Genomic DNA, 19,625 nt, shown 5'->3' on the forward strand with positions numbered 1-19,625 from the left:
CGGAAGGCCCTCCGCCTGCACGATCTGGTCCTGCCTGCCTTGTGCGGAGTGCGGGGCGGGCCGGGCAAGCCCCTCGGCTCGCCCAGTTTCAGCGTCCCGGCATGGACCCTGGCCGGAGATAGGCGAACATATGAGGCACGTAGTCGGCCTTCCCAATCCCGACCCCTTGGCTCCGGAGGATCGCATAGGCGGTCACGGCGTGGAAATAGAACTGCGGCAGCGCCCAGTCGCGGGCATATTCCTCGCCCGTCAGGTCGAAGGTGATGCCTCCCGGAAGCTCGATGACGACCGGCAGGCCGGCTCCGCCATCCAGCGCGTCCGGAGCCAGGCCATCGAGGAGCGAAAGGGCCTCGTCGATCCGCGCCCGGGCGTCCGAGATCAGCCCGGGCGCTTCGCCGGCATGACGCCCTTCGGCCGCCAGTTCATCCAGGGACCCTGGCATCGGCTCTCCCCGCAGCCTGAACACCGCTTCCTGCGCCTGGAGCGCGGCGAATCTCAACTGTGTCGCCAGGGGGTACATGTCGGCGGCCAGCCGGGCCGAGAGGATGGCCTCCGCCCGCCCCGGCACCTGCTGCTGCGCCTTGTCCAGCAGGCCAGCCAGCATGCGCAGCATCTGCCGGTAGGTGGGAACGAGAAGACCGGTCAATGTGAGTGACATGAATGTTCCCTCTTGAGGGCCGGCCCGGATGGCGCCCTGATCCGTTTCGAGAGAGCTGATGAGACAACCTGCCCGCCGCGCACACCAGGGTCCCGGCCTCCAGACCCCCCGCACCCCAGCCCCGCACCGCTTTCCCTTGACGAACCCTCCCCCCACGCGCGAGGGGGACCGCGCCGTTCAGAGAGGTCCCCCATGGTCCCGCGCTACGCCCGCCCCGAGATGACCGCGATCTGGTCGCCCGAGACCCGCTACAAGATCTGGTTCGAGATCGAGGCCCTGGCGGCCGAGGCCATGGGCCAGCTCGGCACCATCCCGGCCGAGGCCGCGCGCGTGATCCGCGAGAAGGGCGACCTCCGCACCGCCGGCATCACCGCCGCCGATGTGGAGCGCATCGACGAGATCGAGCGCACCACCCGCCACGACGTCATCGCCTTCCTCACCTGGCTGGGCGAGGGCATCGGCCCCGAGGCCCGCTTCATGCACCAGGGCATGACCTCCTCGGACGTGCTCGACACCTGCCTGAACGTGCAGCTCACCCGCGCCGCCGACCTGCTCCTGGCCGATCTGGACGCGCTCCTCGCCGCCCTCCGCCGCCGGGCCGAGGAACACGCGCTCACCCCCACCATCGGCCGCAGCCACGGCATCCATGCCGAACCCACGACCTTCGGCATCAAGCTCGCCGGCCATTGGGCGGAATTCGCCCGCTGCCGCAGGCGCCTCGCCGCCGCGCGGGAGGAGGTCGCGACCTGCGCCATCTCCGGCCCCGTCGGCACCTTCGCCTCGGTCGATCCCCGTGTGGAGGCCTTCGTCGCCGAACGCCTGGGCCTGCGCGCCGAGCCCGTCTCCACCCAGGTGATCCCCCGCGACCGCCACGCCGCCTTCTTCTGCGCCCTGGCCATCACCGCCAGCGCCATCGAGCGCCTGGCCACCGAGGTCCGCCACCTCCAGCGCTCCGAGGTGCGGGAGGCCGAGGAATACTTCCACCCGGGCCAGAAGGGCTCCTCCGCGATGCCGCACAAGCGCAACCCGGTGCTGAGCGAGAACCTCACCGGCCTCGCCCGCGTCATCCGCGGCTACGCCGCCCCGGCCCTGGAGAACGTCGCCCTCTGGCACGAGCGCGACATCAGCCACAGCAGCGTCGAGCGCTTCATCGGCCCCGACGCCACCATCACCATGGACTTCGCCCTGGCCCGCGCCACCTCGATGATGGACAAGCTGACCGTCTATCCCGAGCAGATGAAGCGCAACCTCGAGGCCCTGGGCGGCGTCGTCCACAGCCAGAAGGTCCTGCTTGCCCTCACCCAGGCCGGCATGAGCCGCGAGGCCTCCTATGCCGCCGTCCAGCGCGCCGCCATGGCCACCTGGACCGCCCTGGGCACGCCCAACGGCCGCTCCTTCCGCGACGAGCTCCTCTCCGACCCCGAGGTCTCCGCCAAGCTCGACGCCGCGACGCTCGACGCCGCCATGGACCCGGCCAAGGACTTCCGCCACACCCAGGCCACCCTGGCCCGCGTCTTCGCCAGCGAAGGCGCCTGAGGATACGGAAAGGCCCGCGGTGCCAGTGTGGCGCCACGGGCCTTTCCCTCCGCGTCAGCCTGCCCCGGGAAGAGCCGGGCCGAACCGCCCAGCCTCCAGGATCACCCGAAGAAGCTCAGCGCCCCGTCCCGGTCGGGTTGGTGCCGCTGGTATTCGTGCCCGCAACCCGGTCGAAGCCCCGGCTCGCCACCGTGCCCTTCGGATTCGCCGGCGTACCGTCCGACTGCTCCGGATAGGCCCCGCTCAGATTGGTGCCCGCCGCGCGATCCGCCGCCCGCGTCGCCGCCGTGCCGGGCGGGTTCCCCGGCGTGCCGTCCGGCGCCGAGGCCGTGCCGCGCCCCGCCTCCAGCGTGTTCAGATCGTCATCGTCCCGATACCCGGTCCAACCGCCCGCGCGGTAATCCGCCTCCCGCACCGTGGCATCCACCGGCCCATGGCTGGCCAGAATCCGCTCCGCCTCGTCGATGCGCGCATCCTCGCTCCGCACCGTCACCAGCGTCCCGCCCCGCCGCACACCCTCGGCATAGGTCCCGGCTTCGCTCTCGCTCACCCCGGCCCCGGTCAGCGCCCCCAGCAACCCGCCGGCCGCCGCACCCGCCCCGGCCCCGGTGAGCGTCGCCACCAGCCAGCCCGCCGCGACCACGGGCCCCACACCAGGGATCGCCAAGGCCCCGAGCCCGGCCGCGAGGCCCGCGCCACCGCCCAGCACCGTCCCCAGCGTGGCCCCGATCCCGGCCCCGGACTCGCTGTTCTCGGCGGTGTCCGCATGCCCCTCGGCCCGTTCCCCGGGCAGCACGGCGGCGTCGCCATAGCGCCCGTCCGCATTGTTGGCGAGGATGCTCACATCCTCATGCCGGAAGCCCGCCGCCTCCAGGTCCCGCACCGCCGCCAGAGCATGGTCGTGGGTGTCGAAAAGCCGGGTAATGGTCCGCATAGCCATGGTTCGCCTTCCTCTCGTCTCGTTCTTTCGTGATCCGCCGCTCCACCGCCTCACCCCGGCAGCCTCAGCGCGTGGCGGAAGCGGCGCCCGTCACCACGTTGCCGCGGAAATCCAACCCGACATCGACGGTCTGGCCATTCCGCGTGGCCTTCCCGCGCCACACACCCGCGTCGTCCTTCTTCAGCTCCGAGACCTGCGAGTATCCCGCCGATTCGATGCGGCTCCGCGCCTGCCCCTCGGTGAAGCTGTTCGCCCCGGCCTCCGGCGTCGCCGTCACCGGCGTGCCCGAGGCCTGCGACCCGCTGCCCGCCTCCCCCGCCGGCCGTGGCGTGGTCATCGGCGCGGCCGTCCCCATGCCGGGCGCAGTTCCGGGCGCAGTTCCGGGCGTGCCCTGCGCCATCGTCGATCCGCCGCCACCCGGCGCCGTTGGCGTCCCGATCGTGCCCTGCTGGCTGGCACCCGTCTGGGCCTGGGCCATCGCCGCGGGCATGAATCCCGCCACCCCCAGCGCCAGCCCCGCCACCACCGCAAAACCGCCCTTGAGACTGCTCCGCATGCCCGCTCTCCTCATCAACCTGCGGCGTTGTCCGACCGGGCGCCCGGCCCGTCCGCCTGTGCCCCTGTAAACGGCTCAAAACCCTTTCCGTTGACAGACCACGTCCCGAAAGTTGATACTGGCCGTTCACACGACAGCCAGCCTGCCCGGACGGACGGGCCCTTCAAGGCCCCGCGCCCTCACGGCCACGCGGGGCTGACGGCACACCCTCGGCGGTGGAAGAACCCCCCACCCCCTGCTATACCCACCCGCCACAGGCTGCCCGACCCCCGGTCCCCCACGACCCAGGGTCCGGCGGCCACGACGGATTTCTGGACGACGATTGACGATGGCCCGACGGCGGCAACTCTACGAAGGCAAGGCGAAGATCCTCTTCGAAGGTCCGGAACCGGGCACCCTCGTCCAGTACTTCAAGGATGACGCCTCCGCCTCCAACGGCGCCAAGAAAGGCGTCATCACCGGCAAGGGCGTCCTCAACAACCGCATCAGCGAATACCTGATGACGCGCCTCTCCGACATCGGCATCCCCACCCACTTCATCCGCCGCCTGAACATGCGCGAGCAGTTGATCCGGGAGGTCGAGATCATCCCCCTCGAACTGGTGGTCCGCAACGTCGCCGCCGGCTCCCTCTCCACCCGCCTCGGCATCCAGGAAGGCCAGCGCCTCCCCCGCTCGATCATCGAGTACTACTACAAGAACGACGCCCTCCAGGACCCCATGGTCAGCGAGGAGCACATCACCTGCTTCGGCTGGGCCTCCACCCAGGACCTGGACGACATGGTCCAACTCGCCCTGCGCGTGAACGACTTCCTCACCGGCCTCTTCCTCGGCATCGGCATCGTCCTCGTGGACCTCAAGCTCGAATTCGGCCGCTTCTACGAGAATGAGGAGGTCCGCATCGTCCTCGCCGACGAGATCTCCCCCGACAACTGCCGCCTCTGGGACAGCAAGACCGGCGAGAAGATGGACAAGGATCGCTTCCGCCGCGACCTCGGCAAGGTCGAGGAAGGCTACCAGGAAGTCGCCCGCCGCCTCGGCATCCTCCCCGAGGCCGGCGTCCGCGACCTCAAGGGCCCGGAGTTGATGCAGTAACCGATGCAGTGACGGCCCCCGCCAGGCCCTCACCCGCCCCACCGCTTACCCCCCCACACCCCCTTGGGAGACCACACCCCGTGAAAGCCCGCGTGACCGTCATGCCCAAGCAAGGCGTCCTCGATCCCCAGGGCAAGGCCATCGCCCACGCCCTCGCCAACCTGGGCTACGACGCCGTCCACGACGTCCGCGCCGGCAAGGTCATCGAGCTCGACCTGACCGAGACCGACCCGGACAAGGCGAAGGCCCAGGCCGAGGACATGGCCCGCAAGCTCCTCGCCAACACCGTCATCGAGAGCTTCCGCGTCGAGGTCTCCCCGCGTGACCCCGGCGGAGGGAGCCTCGCCCATGCCGCGCCCCCACCTCATCGGCGGGGCCCCGCGCGCATGATCAAGGCCTCCCTCCTCCTCATGCTGGGCCTCACCGTCCTCGTCGCCATGACCCTGCGCTGGCGGGAACGCCACTACCCCCCCGCCCCGCCGCCCCAGCCCACGGCACGGACCCGCCGCGCCCGCCGCCCCTCCCTCCTCCGGGAAGGCAAGCGCACCCTCGACCGCTGGGTCACCGCCGCCGCCATCGCCGCCCTGCTCACCATCGTCCTGATGGGCGGCCTGCACTACCTGAAGCTCTGGCAGAACTGACCTCCACGGAAAGGCACCCCCCATGAAGGCCGCCATCGTCGTCTTCCCCGGCACCAACCGCGAGCGCGACATGGCCCTCGCCCTGAAGCGCGCCTCGGGCCACGAGCCCCTGATGCTCTGGCATGGCGAGCACGCCCTCCCCCCGGGCCTCGACCTCGTCGTCCTCCCCGGCGGCTTCTCCCATGGGGACTACCTCCGCTGCGGCGCCATGGCCGCCCAGTCCCCCATCATGCAGTCCATCAAGGACTTCGCGGCCAAGGGCGGCCACGTCCTCGGCGTCTGCAACGGCTTCCAGATCCTCACCGAGGCCGGCCTCCTCCCCGGCGCCCTCCTCCGCAACGCCGGGCTCCGCTTCCTCTCCATGGACTGCGTCCTGCGCGTCGAACGCGCCGGCACCCCCTACACCGCGCGCTGGCAGCAGGGCGAAACCTTCCGCGCCCCCATGGCCCATGGCGACGGCAACTATTTTGCCGATGAGGACACGCTGGACCGGCTGGAGGGCGAAGGCCTCGTCGCCTTCCGCTACGCCGACCGCAACCGCAACGGCGCCGTCCGCGACATCGCCGGCATCCTCTCCCCCAACCTCCGTATCCTCGGCATGATGCCCCACCCCGAGAACTACGCGGACCCCCTCACCGGCGGCGAGGACGGCCTGCCGCTCTTCCAGAGCATCGCGGAAACCCTGGTCGGGGCCTGAGGACCGGGCGTCGCAGCGCAGGGGCTCTGCCCCCGCGCCTCCCGCTTTAGTTACTCGGATAGCGTCTGATGACGCTCTCCAGATAAACATCAATGTGCGGGACGTATCTCTGTTGCTGAAGCGCATGGTAGTCAATACCTAGAAATTCAGCCATTTTATCAGGGTGAAGCACATAGAATTTTCCCATATCTACTTTGCTCAATATTCCGTCATCAATCAACGCTCTAACTAAATTCTTTCCCCTAGCATCTTTTGTCATTCTCAGGGCATCGATTTTCGGCGCAAATCGAACCAGAGCGCCTTTGCTATGCGATCTGAAAGAAGTTAATATTTTCCTAAGCCTCCTCCTCATGAAACTTAGATCTGGGCTAGCAGGCGGCTCTAGGTCAGCTATATAACTCGTCCAAGGATGATGACGATCGTTTGGCCAAGAAACTGCCAGAGTGGCACCACTTACGCTAACGCTTTGCACAAGCATACAATCAGCTTCTCCTGCTGACATAAAAACAATCAGAGCGTCCTTACTGTTATCTATTTTGCTGCCGTGAACGAAAATTTGTTTAGCCGCAATGGTCAATTCGGAAACAGATATTTCCACCGGAGCTCCAATTTGTTGTATAGCGCCGTCGCCAAGAGATAAAAAAATTGGGGCATCTATGTATACGTTACTAAATGGTGATTTTAGATCGAGAGGAGCATCTACTACCCCCTTGTAGGGACCAAAGATTTTTTCGCCCAACGCGTTATCTGCTTCTATAACCTCAAATACCACTGTAATATCATCCATGTCATCAGACGCAGAAGACACATCCAACAAAACCCGCTGACGAGCAGTCATTTGCGATTGCAGTGCTTGATAAAGCAGCCCCACTTCACTCATAGGTAAATATTGCTGTTGTTCCGCGCTCATCTCTTGAAAATAAAGGTCGAAAAGAATTCCTGATGCAAACTGAACATTTCCGGAAAGAAATTTTCTTGTTTCCTCCGTTAACTCCCCGTTTCTAAGGGCCCAAACAAAAAGATACGCCGCGAACACCAAATTAGCGGGCCGGGTACCATTAGCATCTAGGAAAGGGTGCTGCGGAATAAAGCGAGCAACCATTTCTGAATAAGCTTCACGAATGTGTACATCCAAAATCGGCTCAACTTCGACACTTTGCAGACCAAGGATGCGTGCAAGCACTCTCTCTTTTTGTTCTTCTATACTATAAAGTTTACTAGCAGTTTCATGGTAGTTCTCACCAAGTTTTTCGCGCAACTGACCTAAAAGCTTTCTTTGTTCGCGGATCAGGATTGCGTCCGCCAGAGAGTTTACTAACTCTATCTGCGTTCCACCTTTGACTTCAGCAACCCTACCGGCTGGATTTCTTTTTTCTGGATCAAGAACAAATTCGCATATAGCATCCAAAACTGGTGCATAGCCGGAAAACCTTATATCATCACCACCGTTCACGGTCTTGAGACGCTCTCTAGTTTCACGCGCAAGATCATGAAAGGCGGAAAAATGATTTTCATACGCCGTCATCAGTTCAGTCGAACGTGCGGCCAATATTTTTGATTTTGCCTTCATGTATGCCAGAGCTTTTTCTTCATCGAAGAAATTAATGGCCATCTGACATACATCAAAATTGGCACTCATCAACCAAGCTGCAGCATCGTCCGCAGCAACAGCTCTGCCTAATAAAATGACAGGCTTTGCATTGGGGCTAACAGCAATTTCCGCTAAATCGGCGAGAGCGGCCTCAAAAGCATTTGGGGCAGCACGAAGCTGAGCCTCATCAAGACCATCAACAATCATCCCAATTTTGCCGTCTGCTGCTTTTTGCAAAGCATCAAATCCGAAGGCATTTGCCAACCCGCCCTTGAAGAAATTCCCACCAAGCGGAGTTGTAATGGAGAGATCTATTAATGCGAAGTTTAGTTTGTTAGAGAGAATAGAGGCCAAAGTACTCTTGCCAACTGCCCCTGGAGCAGAAATGATAAAAATTTTTGATGTTTCTGGATCACCATCTATCAAACTAAGTCTGGGCTCCACAAATTCATCTTTCGCCTGAGCTTTGCCATACCAACCTTTTATCTTCGAGTCCGAAAGCGCTTTCTCGACACCCATATTTGGCAGCCAAAATTGATCAATCGGCCACGACTTTCCAGTTTCCATTGTAGACCTCAGTCCTGCGGGAAGCTTCCAAACAACAATATCATTGCACAGCCAATGCTGTAGACACAGCCACATTTCGCGATGCAAAGGAGAACTAAACATAGGAAAACTTGCCTATTTCCCACCCCCATGCTACACTGCCACCCATGCGCCACCCCTCCCGCCTCTCCCCACCCCAACCCTTCCGCCCCCTGACCGACGACGAGTGGCTCGCTCTCCTCCCCCACATCCTCCCGCGCTCCCCCGCCGGCCGCCCCATCGCCGACCTGCGCCTCCGCATGGACGCCATCTTCCACCTCGCCCTCACCCCGGACCCCTGGCGTGCCCTCCCACCCCACTACGGCAACCCCGCCACCATCGCCCGCTACTTCCGCCGCCTCACCCATAACGGCCTTTGGACCCGCCTCCTCACCCTCCTGGCCGAAACCCACCCCAGCCACCCCCTCCGCGCCATCGAGCACCGCATCTGCCGCGCCGCCCGCCGCGCCTACCGCATCCTCGGCCTGCGCCTCATCCTCCTCGCCCGCCGCCTCGGCCTCCGCTCCGCCCTCCCGGGCCCGCCCTGGCTCCTCCCCGATCCGGATTTGTCCGAAACCTTGCGTCGGGTGAAAATCCCGCCCTTTCCAACGCGCTACGGCACCCTCACCGCCTACCGGAACTGGCTGAAAACCCTCGCCGCCCTTCACCGCACCGCCGGCGGCCGCGCTCGCCTCCCCAACCGCCTGCGCCACGCCTGGCCGTGAGCACCCGTCCAGGCAACCCTCCCCCGATGCGCGAACCCCTGGACATCGCGCCCGCGCCTTCCCACAAGGCGAACATGTCCAGCCCCGCCCCCCTCGCGCCCGCCCAACTGGAGGCGGATCGCGCCAAGCAGCTCGCCGCGGAATTCGGCCTGAAGCCGGATGAGTTCGAGCGTGTCCTCGCCATCCTCGGCCGTCAGCCCTCCCTGACCGAGCTCGGGATCTTCTCGGTGATGTGGTCGGAACACTGCTCCTACAAATCCAGCCGCGTCTGGCTGAAGGAGCTTCCGACCAAGGCCCCCTGGGTCATCCACGGCCCGGGGGAAAACGCCGGCGTCATCGACATCGGCGAAGGGCTGGCCGCCATCTTCAAGATGGAATCCCACAACCACCCCAGCTTCATCGAGCCCTACCAGGGCGCCGCGACCGGCGTCGGCGGCATCCTGCGCGACGTCTTCACCATGGGCGCCCGCCCCATCGCCAACCTCAACGCCCTGCGCTTCGGCTCGCCGAGCAACCCGGTCACGAAGCGCGTCCTCGACGGCGTCGTCCGCGGCATCGGCGGCTACGGCAACTGCGTCGGCGTGCCCACGGTGGGCGGCGAGGTGAACTTCCACCCCCGCTACGACGGCAACCCTCTGGTCAACGCCATGACCGTGGGCATCGCGCCAAAGGACCGCATCTTCCTCTCCGCCGCCGCCGGCATCGGCAACCCCGTGGTCTATGTCGGCTCCAAGACCGGCCGCGACGGCATCCACGGCGCCACCATGTCCAGCGCCGAATTCAACGCGGACAGCGAGGAGAAGCGCCCCACCGTCCAGATCGGCGACCCCTTCGCGGAGAAGCTGCTGATCGAGGCCTGCCTCGAACTCATGGCCACCGACGCCATCGTCGCGATCCAGGACATGGGCGCCGCCGGCCTCACCTCCTCCGGCGTGGAAATGGCTGGCAAGGGCGGCGTGGGCATCGAGATGAACCTCGACAACGTCCCGCAGCGCGAGGACGGCATGACCGCCTACGAGATGATGCTCTCCGAATCGCAGGAGCGCATGCTGATCGTCCTCCGCCCCGGCGCCGAGCACATCGCGGAAGACATCTTCCGCAAGTGGGAACTCGACTTCGCCGTCGTCGGCCACATCACCGACACCGGCCGCATCGTGGTGAAGCACAAGGGCCAGGTCGAGGCCGACATCCCCCTCACCCCCCTGGAATCCGAGGCCCCCCTCTACCGCCGCCCCACCGCGGAAACGCCGAAGCAGCCCACGCTGAACCCGGCGGAAATCCCCAGCCCCACCAGCATCGGCGAGGCCCTGCAAACCCTGATCGCCAGCCCGGACCTCTGCTCCCGCCGCTGGATCTGGGACCAGTACGACGCCACCGTCGGCGGCAACACCACCCGTCGCCCCGGCGGCGCCGATGCGGCGGTCGTCCGCGTCGGCGAGGGCACCCGCGCGCTGGCCATGACCACCGACTGCACCCCACGCTATGTCCTGGCCGATCCGGAAATGGGCGGCACCCAGGCCGTGGCCGAGGCATGGCGCAACCTCACCGCGACCGGCGCCCTGCCCCTCGCGATCACCGACAACATGAACTTCGGCAATCCGGAGAAGCCCGAGATCATGGGCCAGTTCGCCAGCGCCGTCCGCGGCATGGCCGCCGCCTGCAAGGCGCTGGACTTCCCGGTCGTGAGCGGCAACGTCTCCCTCTACAACGAGACCGAGGGCCGCCCCATCCTCCCCACCCCCGCCATCGGCGCGGTGGGCGTGCTGGAGGACGTGTCGAAGGCCACCCGCCTCGCCGCCCCCGCCAACGCCACCCTCATCCTCCTGGGCGCCACCCAGGGCCATCTGGGCCAGTCCCTCTGGCTGCGCGAGATCGCGGGCCGGGAGGACGGCGCCCCCCCGCCCGTGGACCTCGCCACCGAGCGCCACACTGGCGACTTCCTCCGCGCCCAGATCACGGAAGGCCGCATCCAGGCCGCCCATGACTGCGCCGATGGCGGCCTCCTGGTCACGATCGCGGAAATGCTGATGGAGGGCGACACCGGCCTCCGCCTCCGCGACGTGGCCGGCGCCATCCCCGCCCATGCCTTCTGGTTCGGGGAGGATCAGTCCCGCTACGTCGTCGCCACGGCGGACGCACAGGCCCTCCTCGCCGCCGCCCAGGCCACCGGCATCCCCGCCACGATCCTGGGGGAGACCGGCGGCAAGGACTTGGTTCTCCCGGACGGCACCGCCATATCCGTGGCTTCGCTGCGGGCCGCCAATGAGGCTACCCTGCCCGCACTGATGGAGGGGAACTGACCTATGGCCATGGAGCAAGCCGAGATCGAGGCGCTGATCCGCGCCGCTATCCCGGACGCCCGCGTGACCATCGAGGATCTGGCGGGCGACGGCGACCACTACGCCGCCACCGTCGTGTCCGAGGCCTTCCGCGGCAAGTCCCGCGTCCAGCAGCACCAGCTCGTCTACGCCGCGCTGCGGGGCCGCATGGGGGGCGAACTCCACGCCCTCGCCCTGCAGACCTCCGCCCCCGACTGAAAGGAACCCTGATGAGCGACGTCAGCGCCCGCATCCAGCAGGAGATCACCGAGAACCCGGTGGTCCTCTACATGAAGGGCACCCCGGCCTTCCCGCAATGCGGCTTCTCCGCCCGGGTGGTCCAGATCCTCAGCCATGTCGGCGTGCCCTTCAAGGGCGTGAACGTCCTGGCCGACCCCGAGCTGCGCGAAGGCATCAAGACCTTCACCAACTGGCCGACCATCCCCCAGCTCTATGTCCAGGGCGAGTTCGTCGGCGGCTGCGACATCGTCATGGAGATGTTCCAGTCCGGTGAGCTCCAGACCCTGCTCCAGGACAAGAACATCCCCACGGGCCAGGCCGCCTGAGGCTAACCCGGCCAGCCAGGGCCCTCATCCGCCCCGGCGCCAGAAGAAACCCCGGCAGGGCCCGCCCCCGCCGGGGTTTCTTTTGTCCGAATGCCGCGATTCCCACCCACCTCACAGGCAATCCGCAACGAACTCCCGCCCGGCCCTTGCCCTGGCACCGCATGGCCCCGGGATCATCACGTCCCACTCCGGAAACCCATCCGCCCTCAGGCGCCGAGGCGCTTGCCCTGCCGCCGCGTCCAGGCCACCGCCGCCACCAGCGCCAGCATCACCGCGGCCGTCAGCGCCGCCAGCAGATCGAGCTGGTTCGCCCCCAGATTGGCCACCACCACGGCCACCAGCGCCCAGCCGACGCCACCCAGATACCAGGCGCTGCCCTTGGCCGCCCAGACCACCGCCGCGGCGAACCCCCCGGCGGCCAACAGCAGCAGTACCGCCGCCACCGTGGCCACCATCCCCTCCACCGGGATGATCCCCGCCACCCGCGCGGCACCGGAGATGTTCGCGAAGCAGGCCGCCGTCAGCCAGCCCGCCATCAGCCCGGTCAGCGGCAGCACCAGCCAGCGCCCGCTGCGCGACGGCACCACCCCGCGCCGCGCCAGGAAGAAGGCCGTCAGCGCGCAGACCACGTTCAGCAGCATGATCGCCACCAGCAGGAAGCCGTTCCGCCCCGAGAACTGCGCCACCGCCTCCCACAACGTGTTCAGCGCGAAGACTCCGACCAGCGGCCAGCCCACGCGCTTCAGCAGGGGGTCCGCATGATTCATCGGCAGGATCTGCCAGACGCCATAGGCCAGCGAGAGGGCGAAGAGCACCGTCCACATGATCGGGAAGGCATAGCTTGCCGGCACCACCGGGGTCTGGCTGCTCCCCGACACCACCGCCATGGAGGTCCCCACCCCCACCAGCGGCAACAACCCCACTACGATCTGCACCAGCGGCAGGATCAGGGCCAGGACGCGTCGGGTCTGCTCACTCGGCACAGGCGATTCTCCCAGGAAAGCGCAAAGCTTACTCCAGAAACGCGAAACGCCGCCCCCGGGGGTTCGTCCCCAAGGGCGGCGTCCGACAGGGTCCCGGAGAGGGCCGAAGGATCAGCGCGAATAGAACTCGATGACCAGATTCGGTTCCATCTGCACCGGGTACGGCACGTCGCTCAGCTTCGGCGCGCGGATGAAGGTGCCCTTCATCTGGCGATGGTCGATCTGCACATACTCCGGCACGTCACGCTCGCCGGACTGCGCGGCGTCGAGCACGGCGGTCAGCTGCTTGGACTTCTCCTTCACCTCGATGACGTCGCCGTCCTTCACGAGGTAGGAGGGGATGTTCACGCGCTTGCCGTTCACCAGCAGGTGGCCGTGGTTGACGAACTGGCGGGCCGCGAAGGGCGTCACCGCCAGCTTCATGCGGTACACCACGGCGTCCAGGCGGCGTTCCAGCAGCTCGATCAGGTTCTCGGAGGTGTCGCCCTTACGGCGCACGGCCTCCTCGTAATACTTGCGGAACTGCTTCTCGCCGATATTGCCGTAGTAGCCCTTGAGCTTCTGCTTCGCCATCAGCTGGATGCCGAAATCGGTCGGCTTCTGCTTGCGGCGCTGGCCGTGCTGGCCGGGGCCATACTCGCGCTTGGCGATCGGGGACTTCGCACGGCCCCAGAGGTTCACGCCCAGGCGGCGATTGATCTTGTACTTGCTTTCCGCGCGCTTCGTCATGCGGCGGGTCCTTTCGTCTTCGGCGGCCCGATGGGCCGGTTTTGTCCCGGTAGTCCCCCGGCCCCGAAAGGCCGAGAGCGGGCGCACGGCAGGGCGCCGCGTCCACATTCCCAGGAAGGAGGGCGCCCCTTAACGGCGTGCCGCCCCCTTGTCAAACCCCCGCTTGTCAAAGCGGCAGGCTTCCTGCACCTGCTGGGATACGATGGTGAGACGCGAAGAGATCCTGATCCTCGGCCTGACCGCCGGGGTCCTCGGCTGCCTGACCGGCGGGACGATGTTCGGCATCGGCCTGGGGCTGGTGGTCCAGGGCGTTCATATCGGCTGGCTGCTGGCCCTTCCAGCCGCGCCGGTCGGCGGCATGCTGGGCTATGTCCTGGCCCGTCGCCTCGCCGCCCGGCTGGAGCCCATGCGCTAGACATTCCGGAACGCGATCGCTGGTTGGGGCGCCAGGATTCGAACCTGGGAATGGCGGTACCAAAAACCGCTGCCTTACCGCTTGGCTACGCCCCAGTAGCGGCCCACCGCATGGAGAAGGAGATAATCGGAGCCCAGGGGGTCCGTAAAGACCTCCCGGACCGGGTTTCTTCCCATCGCGCTGGAGAACCCGCCCGGGAACTAGGCGGGCGCCCCTCCCCAGCGCCACCAGGCCGGCGGCAGGGTCCCGGCCGCTGCCTGGGCCGCGGTGGGATCGGGAAAGAGGCCGAAGCAGGTCGCACCGGAACCGCTCATCCGCGCCAGCAGGCAATCCTGCCGGCTTGCGATCGCCGACAGCACCTCCGCCACGGCGGGGCAGAGCTGCCGCGCCGGAGCCTCCAGATCATTCGTGCAGCGGCGGAGATCCTCGGCCATGGCCCGGGCATTCGGCCAGGAGGCCGGCAGTTCCGCCGGCGGCGTGAAGCCCGGCGCCCTCGCACGGAACACGGCTGGGGTGGACAGGGGAATGCGCGGATTGGCCAGCAGCAGCCCATAGGCCGGGAAGCGCGGCGCGGGCGCCAGTTCCTCGCCGATGCCGCCCATGCGGGCTGCCCGGGACGCGACGCAAACGGGCACATCCGCGCCCAGCCGCGTCACCTTCTCCTCGGCCGGCAGGGGCAGTTGCCAGTGGCGCGCCAGCAGGCGCAGCGCCGCGGCCGCATCGGCCGAGCCGCCGCCAATCCCGGAAGCCACCGGCAGTCGCTTGGTCAGCCGCAGCGCCGCACCGCCAGGGATGCCATGGCTCTCCGCCAGCAGGCGTGCCGCGCGCAGCACCAGATTGTCCGGCTCGGCGGCCAGGGCGTCGCCTTCCGGCCCGTCGATCTCCAGCGTCAGCGCCTCCGCCGGCGAGACCGCGAGATCATCGCCCACCCCGGCGAAGACCGCCAGGCTGTCGAGCAGATGGTAGCCATCCTCGCGCCGCCCGGTGACATGCAGGAAGAGGTTGACCTTGGCCGGGGCGAACTCCGCCGCCCCGGCCCCGCCGGGGCGGGGCCAGTTCATCATGGTGTCGGACATGGTTCAGCGCATAGCGGAAGCGGTGGGCGGGGTCTGCAATCCATCGCGCAGCTTGGCGGAAAGCCGCGGCCCATCCTCGGAAGCCGGGGCGAGGTCCAGCGCCCGGCGCCACTGGTAGCGCGCCTCCGTCCGCCGGCCGATCGCCCAATAGGCATCCCCCAGATGCTCGCTGATCGTGGAGTTGCGCGATTCCAGCTCCACCGCCCGTTCCAGGGTCTGCACGGCCTTCGGCAGATCCCCCTGGCGCAGCAGGACCCAGCCGAGGCTGTCGGCGATGTTGCCGTCCTGCGGCCGCAGAGTGGTCGCCCGCTCCAGCATGCGCCGCGCCTCCGGCAGCTTCTCGCCCCGCTCGGCCCAGGAATAGGCGAGATAGTTCAGGACGCTGGGCTGGTCCGGTGCCAGGGCCAGGGCACGGCGAAAGGAGGCTTCGGCCTCGGCCCAGTTCCCACCCCGTTCCATCGCGATTCCCCGGGCATAGTAGAGGGGCCAGCCGGCGGACCCGTCTGCGCGGGCCCGGGCCAGCGCCTCGTCATAGGCCGCTCCGGCCTCCCCGAAACGTCCCCGCGCGCGCAGCATGTCGCCCAGTTGCGCCACGGGCTGCACGGCACGGGGATAGCTCTGCCCCAACTGGCGCAGCAGCGCCTCGGCCTCCGCGGTCCGGCCCATGGCATCCAGCAGGGAGGCCCGGCGCAGAGCCACCAGCGGCGCCAGCGGATCGTGCTCCGGCACCGCCTCCAGCATCGCCAGGGCGCGGTCGCCATGCTTCTGGTCCGCCAGGGAATCGGCGGCGAGAAGGAAGGCCGGGGCGAAATCCGGGCGCAGGCGGAGCGCCAGGCGCGACAGCATCAGGGCCAGGTCGGGCGCCCCCTGGGCGCGGAGCGCGGCGCCGAAGGCCACCTGAGCCTCCGCCATCCCCTCGGTCGCGCTCGCCACCGCACGGCCCTGCAACGCCTGCTGGCGGAGCGCCGGCGTCACGGCCATGGCGATGTCGTCATTGCCCCGGGCCATCACGTCGAAGAGCCGCGCACCCTGCGCCTCCTGCCCGACCCGGGCGAGAATTCCGGCGCCGATCTGCGCCAGGCGGAGGTTCGGCTCCTGGGTGTCCGCGATCGCCAGGCGCAGATAGCGCGCCGCGTCCTGCGGCTGCCGGCCGAGATCGGCGATCATCGCCGCGTGCAGGGCGATCACGCCGCGCAGCCGCCCGTCCTCGATGAAGGGCCGCAGCAGGGTCAGAGCCTGCGCGGTGTCGCCCCGCCCTGCCTGCGCCCAGGCGATCAGCAGGGGCTGGAGCAGCTGCGCCGAGCCCCGGCGCGGCAGGACGCGCAACCGCTGCTCGGCACGGTCCCAGCGCCCCGCCTGGGCATCCGCCCCGGCGAGGAGCAGGTTCGCCAGCTGGTCCTCGGGCAGGCGCCGGGCGAGGCGCGCCGCGTCGGACTGGCCATTCATCACCGCGGCGCCGAAAGCCTGTTGCAGCACCTCGATCTGGTCGGGGTCCTGCCGCAGCGCCTCCCCGAGCTGGGAGGCCGCCGTGGCGCTATCCGCCTCGGAGGAAGCGAAGCGGCCCGCCAGATAGGGTCCGAAAGCACCGCGAGGCGCATCGCCAGCGGTTCGCGGGCCATCGCCCGCCGCGCATCCTGCGAGGAGCGCGGCAGTCAGCAGGACCGCACGCAGCCCCGGCTCCAGGGAGAATGGCATCATGCGATGCAGCGTAGGCGGCATGGTGAGTCTCTGCCAGAGCAATCGCGATCCGGTGAGCGAATCTTCCGCCGCCGGATCGCCACCGCCACGCTCATGCGAGGCAGCCCGGCTGCTTCTGGACGCGGCGCCCGCCTTCCTGCGTCAGCCCCGGGGAGGCGGCAGGGCTTCGTCCTCCGGCAGGAGGAGCGGCGAAGCCATGGAGTCTCCGCCTCCTGCCGGATCGGGTGTCACCACACCAGCCTGCGGCCTGCCGGCGGATGCCTTGTCGGCGGGCGGCTTCGCCTCCGATCCGCTGGCCGGGGCAGGTGGCGGCCCGAAGCCGCCGGCGTTGGAGATGATATCGCGCACCCCCTGAGCTGCCTCCTGGCTGACCACATAGGCGACGTCGCCCCAGAGCCCGTTCAGCGTCCCCTGCGGGATCTGGTTCATCTGGATGGCCCGCCCGATCTCCTGGCCGTCCTTGCGGGTCACGATCCACTGGATCTCCACCCGTTGCTGCCGGTCGGGGATAGGCACCATGTTCACCCGCCCCTCCAGGCTGAAGAGGGAGCCTTCCGCCTGCGGCTGCACCAGGAAGCCCTTGCCGGCCAGGAAATCGGTCATGCGCGTCGTCAGCGCGCTATCGCCGTCGCCGGGCGCCCCCGTCACGCCGATGAAGCGCAGGCGCGGCGGGCCATTCGCCACCAGCGTCGCGGGGTCCGCCGCACGCCGGGCGGCATCGGCGCGCGCCAGCAGCGTGGCCACGGTGCCGGCGTCGCTGGTGGCCACACGCTGCAGCATCTTCGGGTCCTCGCCCGCCCAGTCCTCGATCCGCACGGGATTGCCGCGGGCCTCCACCACGGACTGCGCATCGGCATTCTGCAGCGAGTAAAGCGGCACGATGGTCTGGCCCTCACGGCTCGCCACCACCTTCAGCCGCCAGTCGAGCGGCCAGGGCTGCCCGGCCACGGCCGGCACCTCCGCCGCCACCAGGGCGTCCGCGAGGTCCGAGGCGAAGCGCTTGCTGCCCGCATCGGTCAGCATCGCCCCGTCCGGGGGTGGCACGGCGATCCGGTAGGCGGGCGGCTGTACCAGCCTGGCCGCCATCCCGCCGGGCTGTCCGCGATAGGGCTGGGGCAGGTCCCCGCACCCGGCCAGGGGCAGGAGAAGGAGGAGAAGCGCCGCCAGGACGCGCCGTTCAGCCGACAACACAGGAGGCCAACGCGGTCAGGAAGATCAGGAACACGAAGAAGACCATATAAGGCATCGCAGGCCGCTTATCGCGTGACGGGCTTCCCGTCGAGCATCGGTTTTCGGCGCCCCTGCCCGTCAGCCCTCTTTCGGAAAACCATCCTCGCCCACCCAGCGAGGGGAGAGAATTTTGCTGGGGAAGCACGGGAGTTTGGAAAACCCGCCCATTTCATGATGCTGGTGACGCCCTAAAATATGCGCCGAGAGACGGATTTTCCCTGCAAGGAGATGCCCGCGATGCCTGATGGCACGATCGCGAAGACCCCCGCTTCGGCAACCCCGGCGGGCGAGACCACGGACTGGCGCAACAATGGCATCCGCGTGGTGAAGGCCGGTGCCCGGAGCTGCGACACGCCGGAAACGCTCGGCATGAACCGTGAGGTCGCGATCAGCGGCAGCCGGAGCGGCTCCCAGCACCTCTGGGCCGGGACCAACCTCATCAAGCCGGGCCATCCGACCGGCCCGCACCACCATGGCGCGCTGGAAAGCATCATCTATGTGGTGCGGGGCCATGCGCTGATGCGCTGGGGCAACCGGCTGGAATTCATCACCGAGGCCAAGGCCGGGGATTTCATGCTGGTGCCGCCCTACCTGCCGCATCAGGAGCTGAACGCCTCCGACACCGAGGACCTGCACTGCGTCCTGGTCCGTTCCGGGACCGAGGAAGTGATCGTGAACCTCGACAACCTTGACATTGTCGACGAGCCCGAGTGGATCCGCCCGGAGTAGAACCGGCTCCAGGCATGACGGAGGCGGCGGTCGGGCCTTCAGGGGCCTTCCCGCCGCTTATCGTTTCTTAGCCTCATCCTCCCGCTGCAGCGCCTCGCGCGGCCGTTCTGCCACCTTTCGGCTCCACCATCCCTCGCGCACCACCACCATCGGCGGCTCGGCCGGCTTCTCCTCCCAGGGGTGCTGCTGCGCCACTTCCTCCTGCGGGGCCTGGCCGGAAGGCTCTGCTTCCGGCGAGGGTGCTTTCGGCGGGCTTCTGGCTGTCATCGATCGGTCCGGCTCCGGTGGCATGGGACATGTTGGTGCCCAATGTCAGCGCCACCAGGGCCGTGACCAGCAGGACCGAGCAGAGGATCGCCAGGGCCGCCCTGGTCCGCCTCGTCGTCCTGCGGCGGTTGATGGCCCGGTTATGATCCACCGCCATGGCGTACTGCGCCACCAGAGTCGCCCGGAAGCTGGCCAGGGCGGCGGCGGAAGCCTCCGGGTCCGCGCGCCCGGCCGCCCGCTCCTGTTCGCGCAGCGCGCCGGCATGACGCAGCAGTTCGCTCTCCCGGGACAGGTAGCGGAACTCGGCGGGGGCGATGGACTGGGCCAGGAAGAGCAGGCCCAGCGCCGTCGAGCCGCCGGCCAGCACCAGCAGGCCGATGGCGACGAGGGCAGCGGTGCCCTGCATCGCCAGCAGCCAGTCGCGCGCCTGGGCCAGCCCGGTGAATTGCAGGGCGAGGGTCGCGGCGAAGAAAGGCAGGCTGCGCCAGACATTCTCCTCCGCCTCGATCTCCCGCCTGTAGGAGTCGGCCAGGGTCCTTTCGAGCTGTTCGAGCAAAGGGTCGGGGGGCATTCCCCGATCCTAAACCGATTC

Annotated in this window: 19 protein-coding genes, 1 tRNA gene and 1 pseudogene; 10 read left to right on the forward strand and 11 right to left on the reverse strand. The window is 67.6% G+C overall.

Annotation, left to right across the window (positions count from 1 at the left end; all coding sequences use genetic code 11):
- Positions 1-88: 88 nt before the first annotated feature.
- The gene (locus MVG78_RS18720; protein ID WP_247555220.1) at positions 89-658 is read right to left on the reverse strand and encodes a DUF1993 domain-containing protein; all 570 of its coding nucleotides are present in this window, start codon (positions 656-658) and stop codon (positions 89-91) included.
- Between the two features lie 192 nt (positions 659-850).
- On the opposite strand from MVG78_RS18720, the gene purB reads away from it, so the two are divergent.
- Entirely contained in the window at positions 851-2,194 is a 1,344-nt protein-coding gene (purB, locus tag MVG78_RS18725) for an adenylosuccinate lyase (RefSeq protein WP_247555239.1), read from the forward strand.
- 115 nt (positions 2,195-2,309) lie between these two features.
- Here the strand turns inward: purB and MVG78_RS18730 are convergent, their stop codons facing one another.
- Together MVG78_RS18730 and MVG78_RS18735 are read right to left on the reverse strand one after the other, a co-directional pair.
- On the reverse strand, positions 2,310-3,134 hold the full coding sequence (locus MVG78_RS18730) for a hypothetical protein (protein ID WP_247555242.1): 825 nt from the start codon (positions 3,132-3,134) through the stop codon (positions 2,310-2,312).
- Positions 3,135-3,198: 64 nt separating this feature from the next.
- Entirely contained in the window at positions 3,199-3,690 is a 492-nt protein-coding gene (locus MVG78_RS18735) for a hypothetical protein (protein ID WP_247555245.1), read from the reverse strand.
- 328 nt (positions 3,691-4,018) lie between these two features.
- On the opposite strand from MVG78_RS18735, the gene purC reads away from it, so the two are divergent.
- The 3 genes and pseudogenes from purC (at position 4,019) to purQ (ending at position 6,121) form a co-directional block, all read left to right on the forward strand.
- On the forward strand, positions 4,019-4,783 hold the full coding sequence (gene purC, locus MVG78_RS18740; protein ID WP_247555261.1) for a phosphoribosylaminoimidazolesuccinocarboxamide synthase: 765 nt from the start codon (positions 4,019-4,021) through the stop codon (positions 4,781-4,783).
- Positions 4,784-4,863: 80 nt separating this feature from the next.
- Positions 4,864-5,097 (forward strand): annotated as a pseudogene (gene purS / locus MVG78_RS18745) (phosphoribosylformylglycinamidine synthase subunit PurS); the annotation flags it as partial.
- Between the two features lie 349 nt (positions 5,098-5,446).
- Entirely contained in the window at positions 5,447-6,121 is a 675-nt protein-coding gene (purQ, locus tag MVG78_RS18750; protein WP_247555279.1) for a phosphoribosylformylglycinamidine synthase subunit PurQ, read from the forward strand.
- Between the two features lie 46 nt (positions 6,122-6,167).
- Here the strand turns inward: purQ and MVG78_RS18755 are convergent, their stop codons facing one another.
- Entirely contained in the window at positions 6,168-8,279 is a 2,112-nt protein-coding gene (locus tag MVG78_RS18755; RefSeq protein WP_247555282.1) for a hypothetical protein, read from the reverse strand.
- Positions 8,280-8,425: 146 nt separating this feature from the next.
- Here MVG78_RS18755 and MVG78_RS18760 point away from each other — a divergent pair, with 146 nt between their 5' ends.
- From MVG78_RS18760 to grxD, 4 genes are all read left to right on the forward strand, one after another.
- Positions 8,426-9,022, forward strand: coding sequence for a transposase (locus MVG78_RS18760; RefSeq protein ID WP_247555284.1), 597 nt, complete (start codon positions 8,426-8,428; stop codon positions 9,020-9,022).
- A 74-nt stretch (positions 9,023-9,096) separates the two neighbouring features.
- Entirely contained in the window at positions 9,097-11,322 is a 2,226-nt protein-coding gene (gene purL, locus MVG78_RS18765; RefSeq protein ID WP_247560527.1) for a phosphoribosylformylglycinamidine synthase subunit PurL, read from the forward strand.
- A gap of 3 nt (positions 11,323-11,325) precedes the next feature.
- Positions 11,326-11,559 carry a BolA family protein gene (locus MVG78_RS18770; protein ID WP_019459690.1) on the forward strand — a complete coding sequence of 78 codons (234 nt, stop codon included), beginning with the start codon at positions 11,326-11,328 and terminating at the stop codon, positions 11,557-11,559.
- Between the two features lie 11 nt (positions 11,560-11,570).
- Positions 11,571-11,906 carry a Grx4 family monothiol glutaredoxin gene (gene grxD / locus MVG78_RS18775; RefSeq protein WP_247555303.1) on the forward strand — a complete coding sequence of 112 codons (336 nt, stop codon included), beginning with the start codon at positions 11,571-11,573 and terminating at the stop codon, positions 11,904-11,906.
- A gap of 206 nt (positions 11,907-12,112) precedes the next feature.
- Here the strand turns inward: grxD and MVG78_RS18780 are convergent, their stop codons facing one another.
- Positions 12,113-12,889 (reverse strand): TspO/MBR family protein, encoded by a 777-nt coding sequence (locus tag MVG78_RS18780; RefSeq protein WP_247555306.1) that lies wholly within the window; start codon positions 12,887-12,889, stop codon positions 12,113-12,115.
- Positions 12,890-13,000: 111 nt separating this feature from the next.
- Positions 13,001-13,618 carry a 30S ribosomal protein S4 gene (gene rpsD, locus MVG78_RS18785; RefSeq protein ID WP_247555333.1) on the reverse strand — a complete coding sequence of 206 codons (618 nt, stop codon included), beginning with the start codon at positions 13,616-13,618 and terminating at the stop codon, positions 13,001-13,003.
- Between the two features lie 202 nt (positions 13,619-13,820).
- Between rpsD and MVG78_RS18790 the strand changes: the two genes are divergently transcribed.
- Positions 13,821-14,033, forward strand: a complete 213-nt coding sequence (locus tag MVG78_RS18790; protein WP_247555336.1) for a hypothetical protein — start codon at positions 13,821-13,823, stop codon at positions 14,031-14,033.
- 20 nt (positions 14,034-14,053) lie between these two features.
- On the opposite strand, the gene MVG78_RS18795 is transcribed toward MVG78_RS18790, so the two are convergent.
- From MVG78_RS18795 to MVG78_RS18810, 4 genes are all read right to left on the reverse strand, one after another.
- Positions 14,054-14,128 (reverse strand) — tRNA-Gln (locus tag MVG78_RS18795).
- 105 nt (positions 14,129-14,233) lie between these two features.
- Positions 14,234-15,109 carry a 4-(cytidine 5'-diphospho)-2-C-methyl-D-erythritol kinase gene (locus MVG78_RS18800; RefSeq protein ID WP_247555339.1) on the reverse strand — a complete coding sequence of 292 codons (876 nt, stop codon included), beginning with the start codon at positions 15,107-15,109 and terminating at the stop codon, positions 14,234-14,236.
- A 3-nt stretch (positions 15,110-15,112) separates the two neighbouring features.
- A complete protein-coding gene (locus MVG78_RS18805; RefSeq protein WP_247555342.1) occupies positions 15,113-16,807 on the reverse strand; it encodes a tetratricopeptide repeat protein in 1,695 nt (564 codons plus the stop codon).
- 141 nt (positions 16,808-16,948) lie between these two features.
- The gene (locus MVG78_RS18810; protein WP_247555345.1) at positions 16,949-17,995 is read right to left on the reverse strand and encodes a hypothetical protein; all 1,047 of its coding nucleotides are present in this window, start codon (positions 17,993-17,995) and stop codon (positions 16,949-16,951) included.
- Positions 17,996-18,274: 279 nt separating this feature from the next.
- Between MVG78_RS18810 and MVG78_RS18815 the strand changes: the two genes are divergently transcribed.
- Positions 18,275-18,766 (forward strand): cupin domain-containing protein, encoded by a 492-nt coding sequence (locus tag MVG78_RS18815; RefSeq protein WP_247555361.1) that lies wholly within the window; start codon positions 18,275-18,277, stop codon positions 18,764-18,766.
- Positions 18,767-18,839: 73 nt separating this feature from the next.
- Here MVG78_RS18815 and MVG78_RS18820 read toward each other — a convergent pair whose 3' ends face one another.
- Positions 18,840-19,604 (reverse strand): hypothetical protein, encoded by a 765-nt coding sequence (locus MVG78_RS18820; protein ID WP_247555364.1) that lies wholly within the window; start codon positions 19,602-19,604, stop codon positions 18,840-18,842.
- Positions 19,605-19,625 lie beyond the last annotated feature (21 nt).

It is taken from the genome of Roseomonas gilardii subsp. gilardii (assembly GCF_023078375.1).
GTDB lineage: Bacteria > Pseudomonadota > Alphaproteobacteria > Acetobacterales > Acetobacteraceae > Roseomonas > Roseomonas gilardii.

Excerpts from the sequence above, each read along its gene's own strand:
- MVG78_RS18720 (WP_247555220.1), bottom strand. The coding sequence starts at position 658 with ATGTCACTCACATTGACCGGTCTTCTCGTTCCCACCTACCGGCAGATG.
- purB (WP_247555239.1), top strand. The coding sequence starts at position 851 with ATGGTCCCGCGCTACGCCCGCCCCGAGATGACCGCGATCTGGTCGCCC.
- MVG78_RS18730 (WP_247555242.1), bottom strand. The coding sequence starts at position 3,134 with ATGGCTATGCGGACCATTACCCGGCTTTTCGACACCCACGACCATGCT.
- MVG78_RS18735 (WP_247555245.1), bottom strand. The coding sequence starts at position 3,690 with ATGCGGAGCAGTCTCAAGGGCGGTTTTGCGGTGGTGGCGGGGCTGGCG.
- purC (WP_247555261.1), top strand. The coding sequence starts at position 4,019 with ATGGCCCGACGGCGGCAACTCTACGAAGGCAAGGCGAAGATCCTCTTC.
- purQ (WP_247555279.1), top strand. The coding sequence starts at position 5,447 with ATGAAGGCCGCCATCGTCGTCTTCCCCGGCACCAACCGCGAGCGCGAC.
- MVG78_RS18755 (WP_247555282.1), bottom strand. The coding sequence starts at position 8,279 with ATGGAAACTGGAAAGTCGTGGCCGATTGATCAATTTTGGCTGCCAAAT.
- MVG78_RS18760 (WP_247555284.1), top strand. The coding sequence starts at position 8,426 with ATGCGCCACCCCTCCCGCCTCTCCCCACCCCAACCCTTCCGCCCCCTG.
- purL (WP_247560527.1), top strand. The coding sequence starts at position 9,097 with ATGTCCAGCCCCGCCCCCCTCGCGCCCGCCCAACTGGAGGCGGATCGC.
- MVG78_RS18770 (WP_019459690.1), top strand. The coding sequence starts at position 11,326 with ATGGCCATGGAGCAAGCCGAGATCGAGGCGCTGATCCGCGCCGCTATC.
- grxD (WP_247555303.1), top strand. The coding sequence starts at position 11,571 with ATGAGCGACGTCAGCGCCCGCATCCAGCAGGAGATCACCGAGAACCCG.
- rpsD (WP_247555333.1), bottom strand. The coding sequence starts at position 13,618 with ATGACGAAGCGCGCGGAAAGCAAGTACAAGATCAATCGCCGCCTGGGC.
- MVG78_RS18790 (WP_247555336.1), top strand. The coding sequence starts at position 13,821 with ATGGTGAGACGCGAAGAGATCCTGATCCTCGGCCTGACCGCCGGGGTC.
- MVG78_RS18800 (WP_247555339.1), bottom strand. The coding sequence starts at position 15,109 with ATGTCCGACACCATGATGAACTGGCCCCGCCCCGGCGGGGCCGGGGCG.
- MVG78_RS18805 (WP_247555342.1), bottom strand. The coding sequence starts at position 16,807 with ATGATGCCATTCTCCCTGGAGCCGGGGCTGCGTGCGGTCCTGCTGACT.
- MVG78_RS18815 (WP_247555361.1), top strand. The coding sequence starts at position 18,275 with ATGCCTGATGGCACGATCGCGAAGACCCCCGCTTCGGCAACCCCGGCG.
- MVG78_RS18820 (WP_247555364.1), bottom strand. The coding sequence starts at position 19,604 with ATGCCCCCCGACCCTTTGCTCGAACAGCTCGAAAGGACCCTGGCCGAC.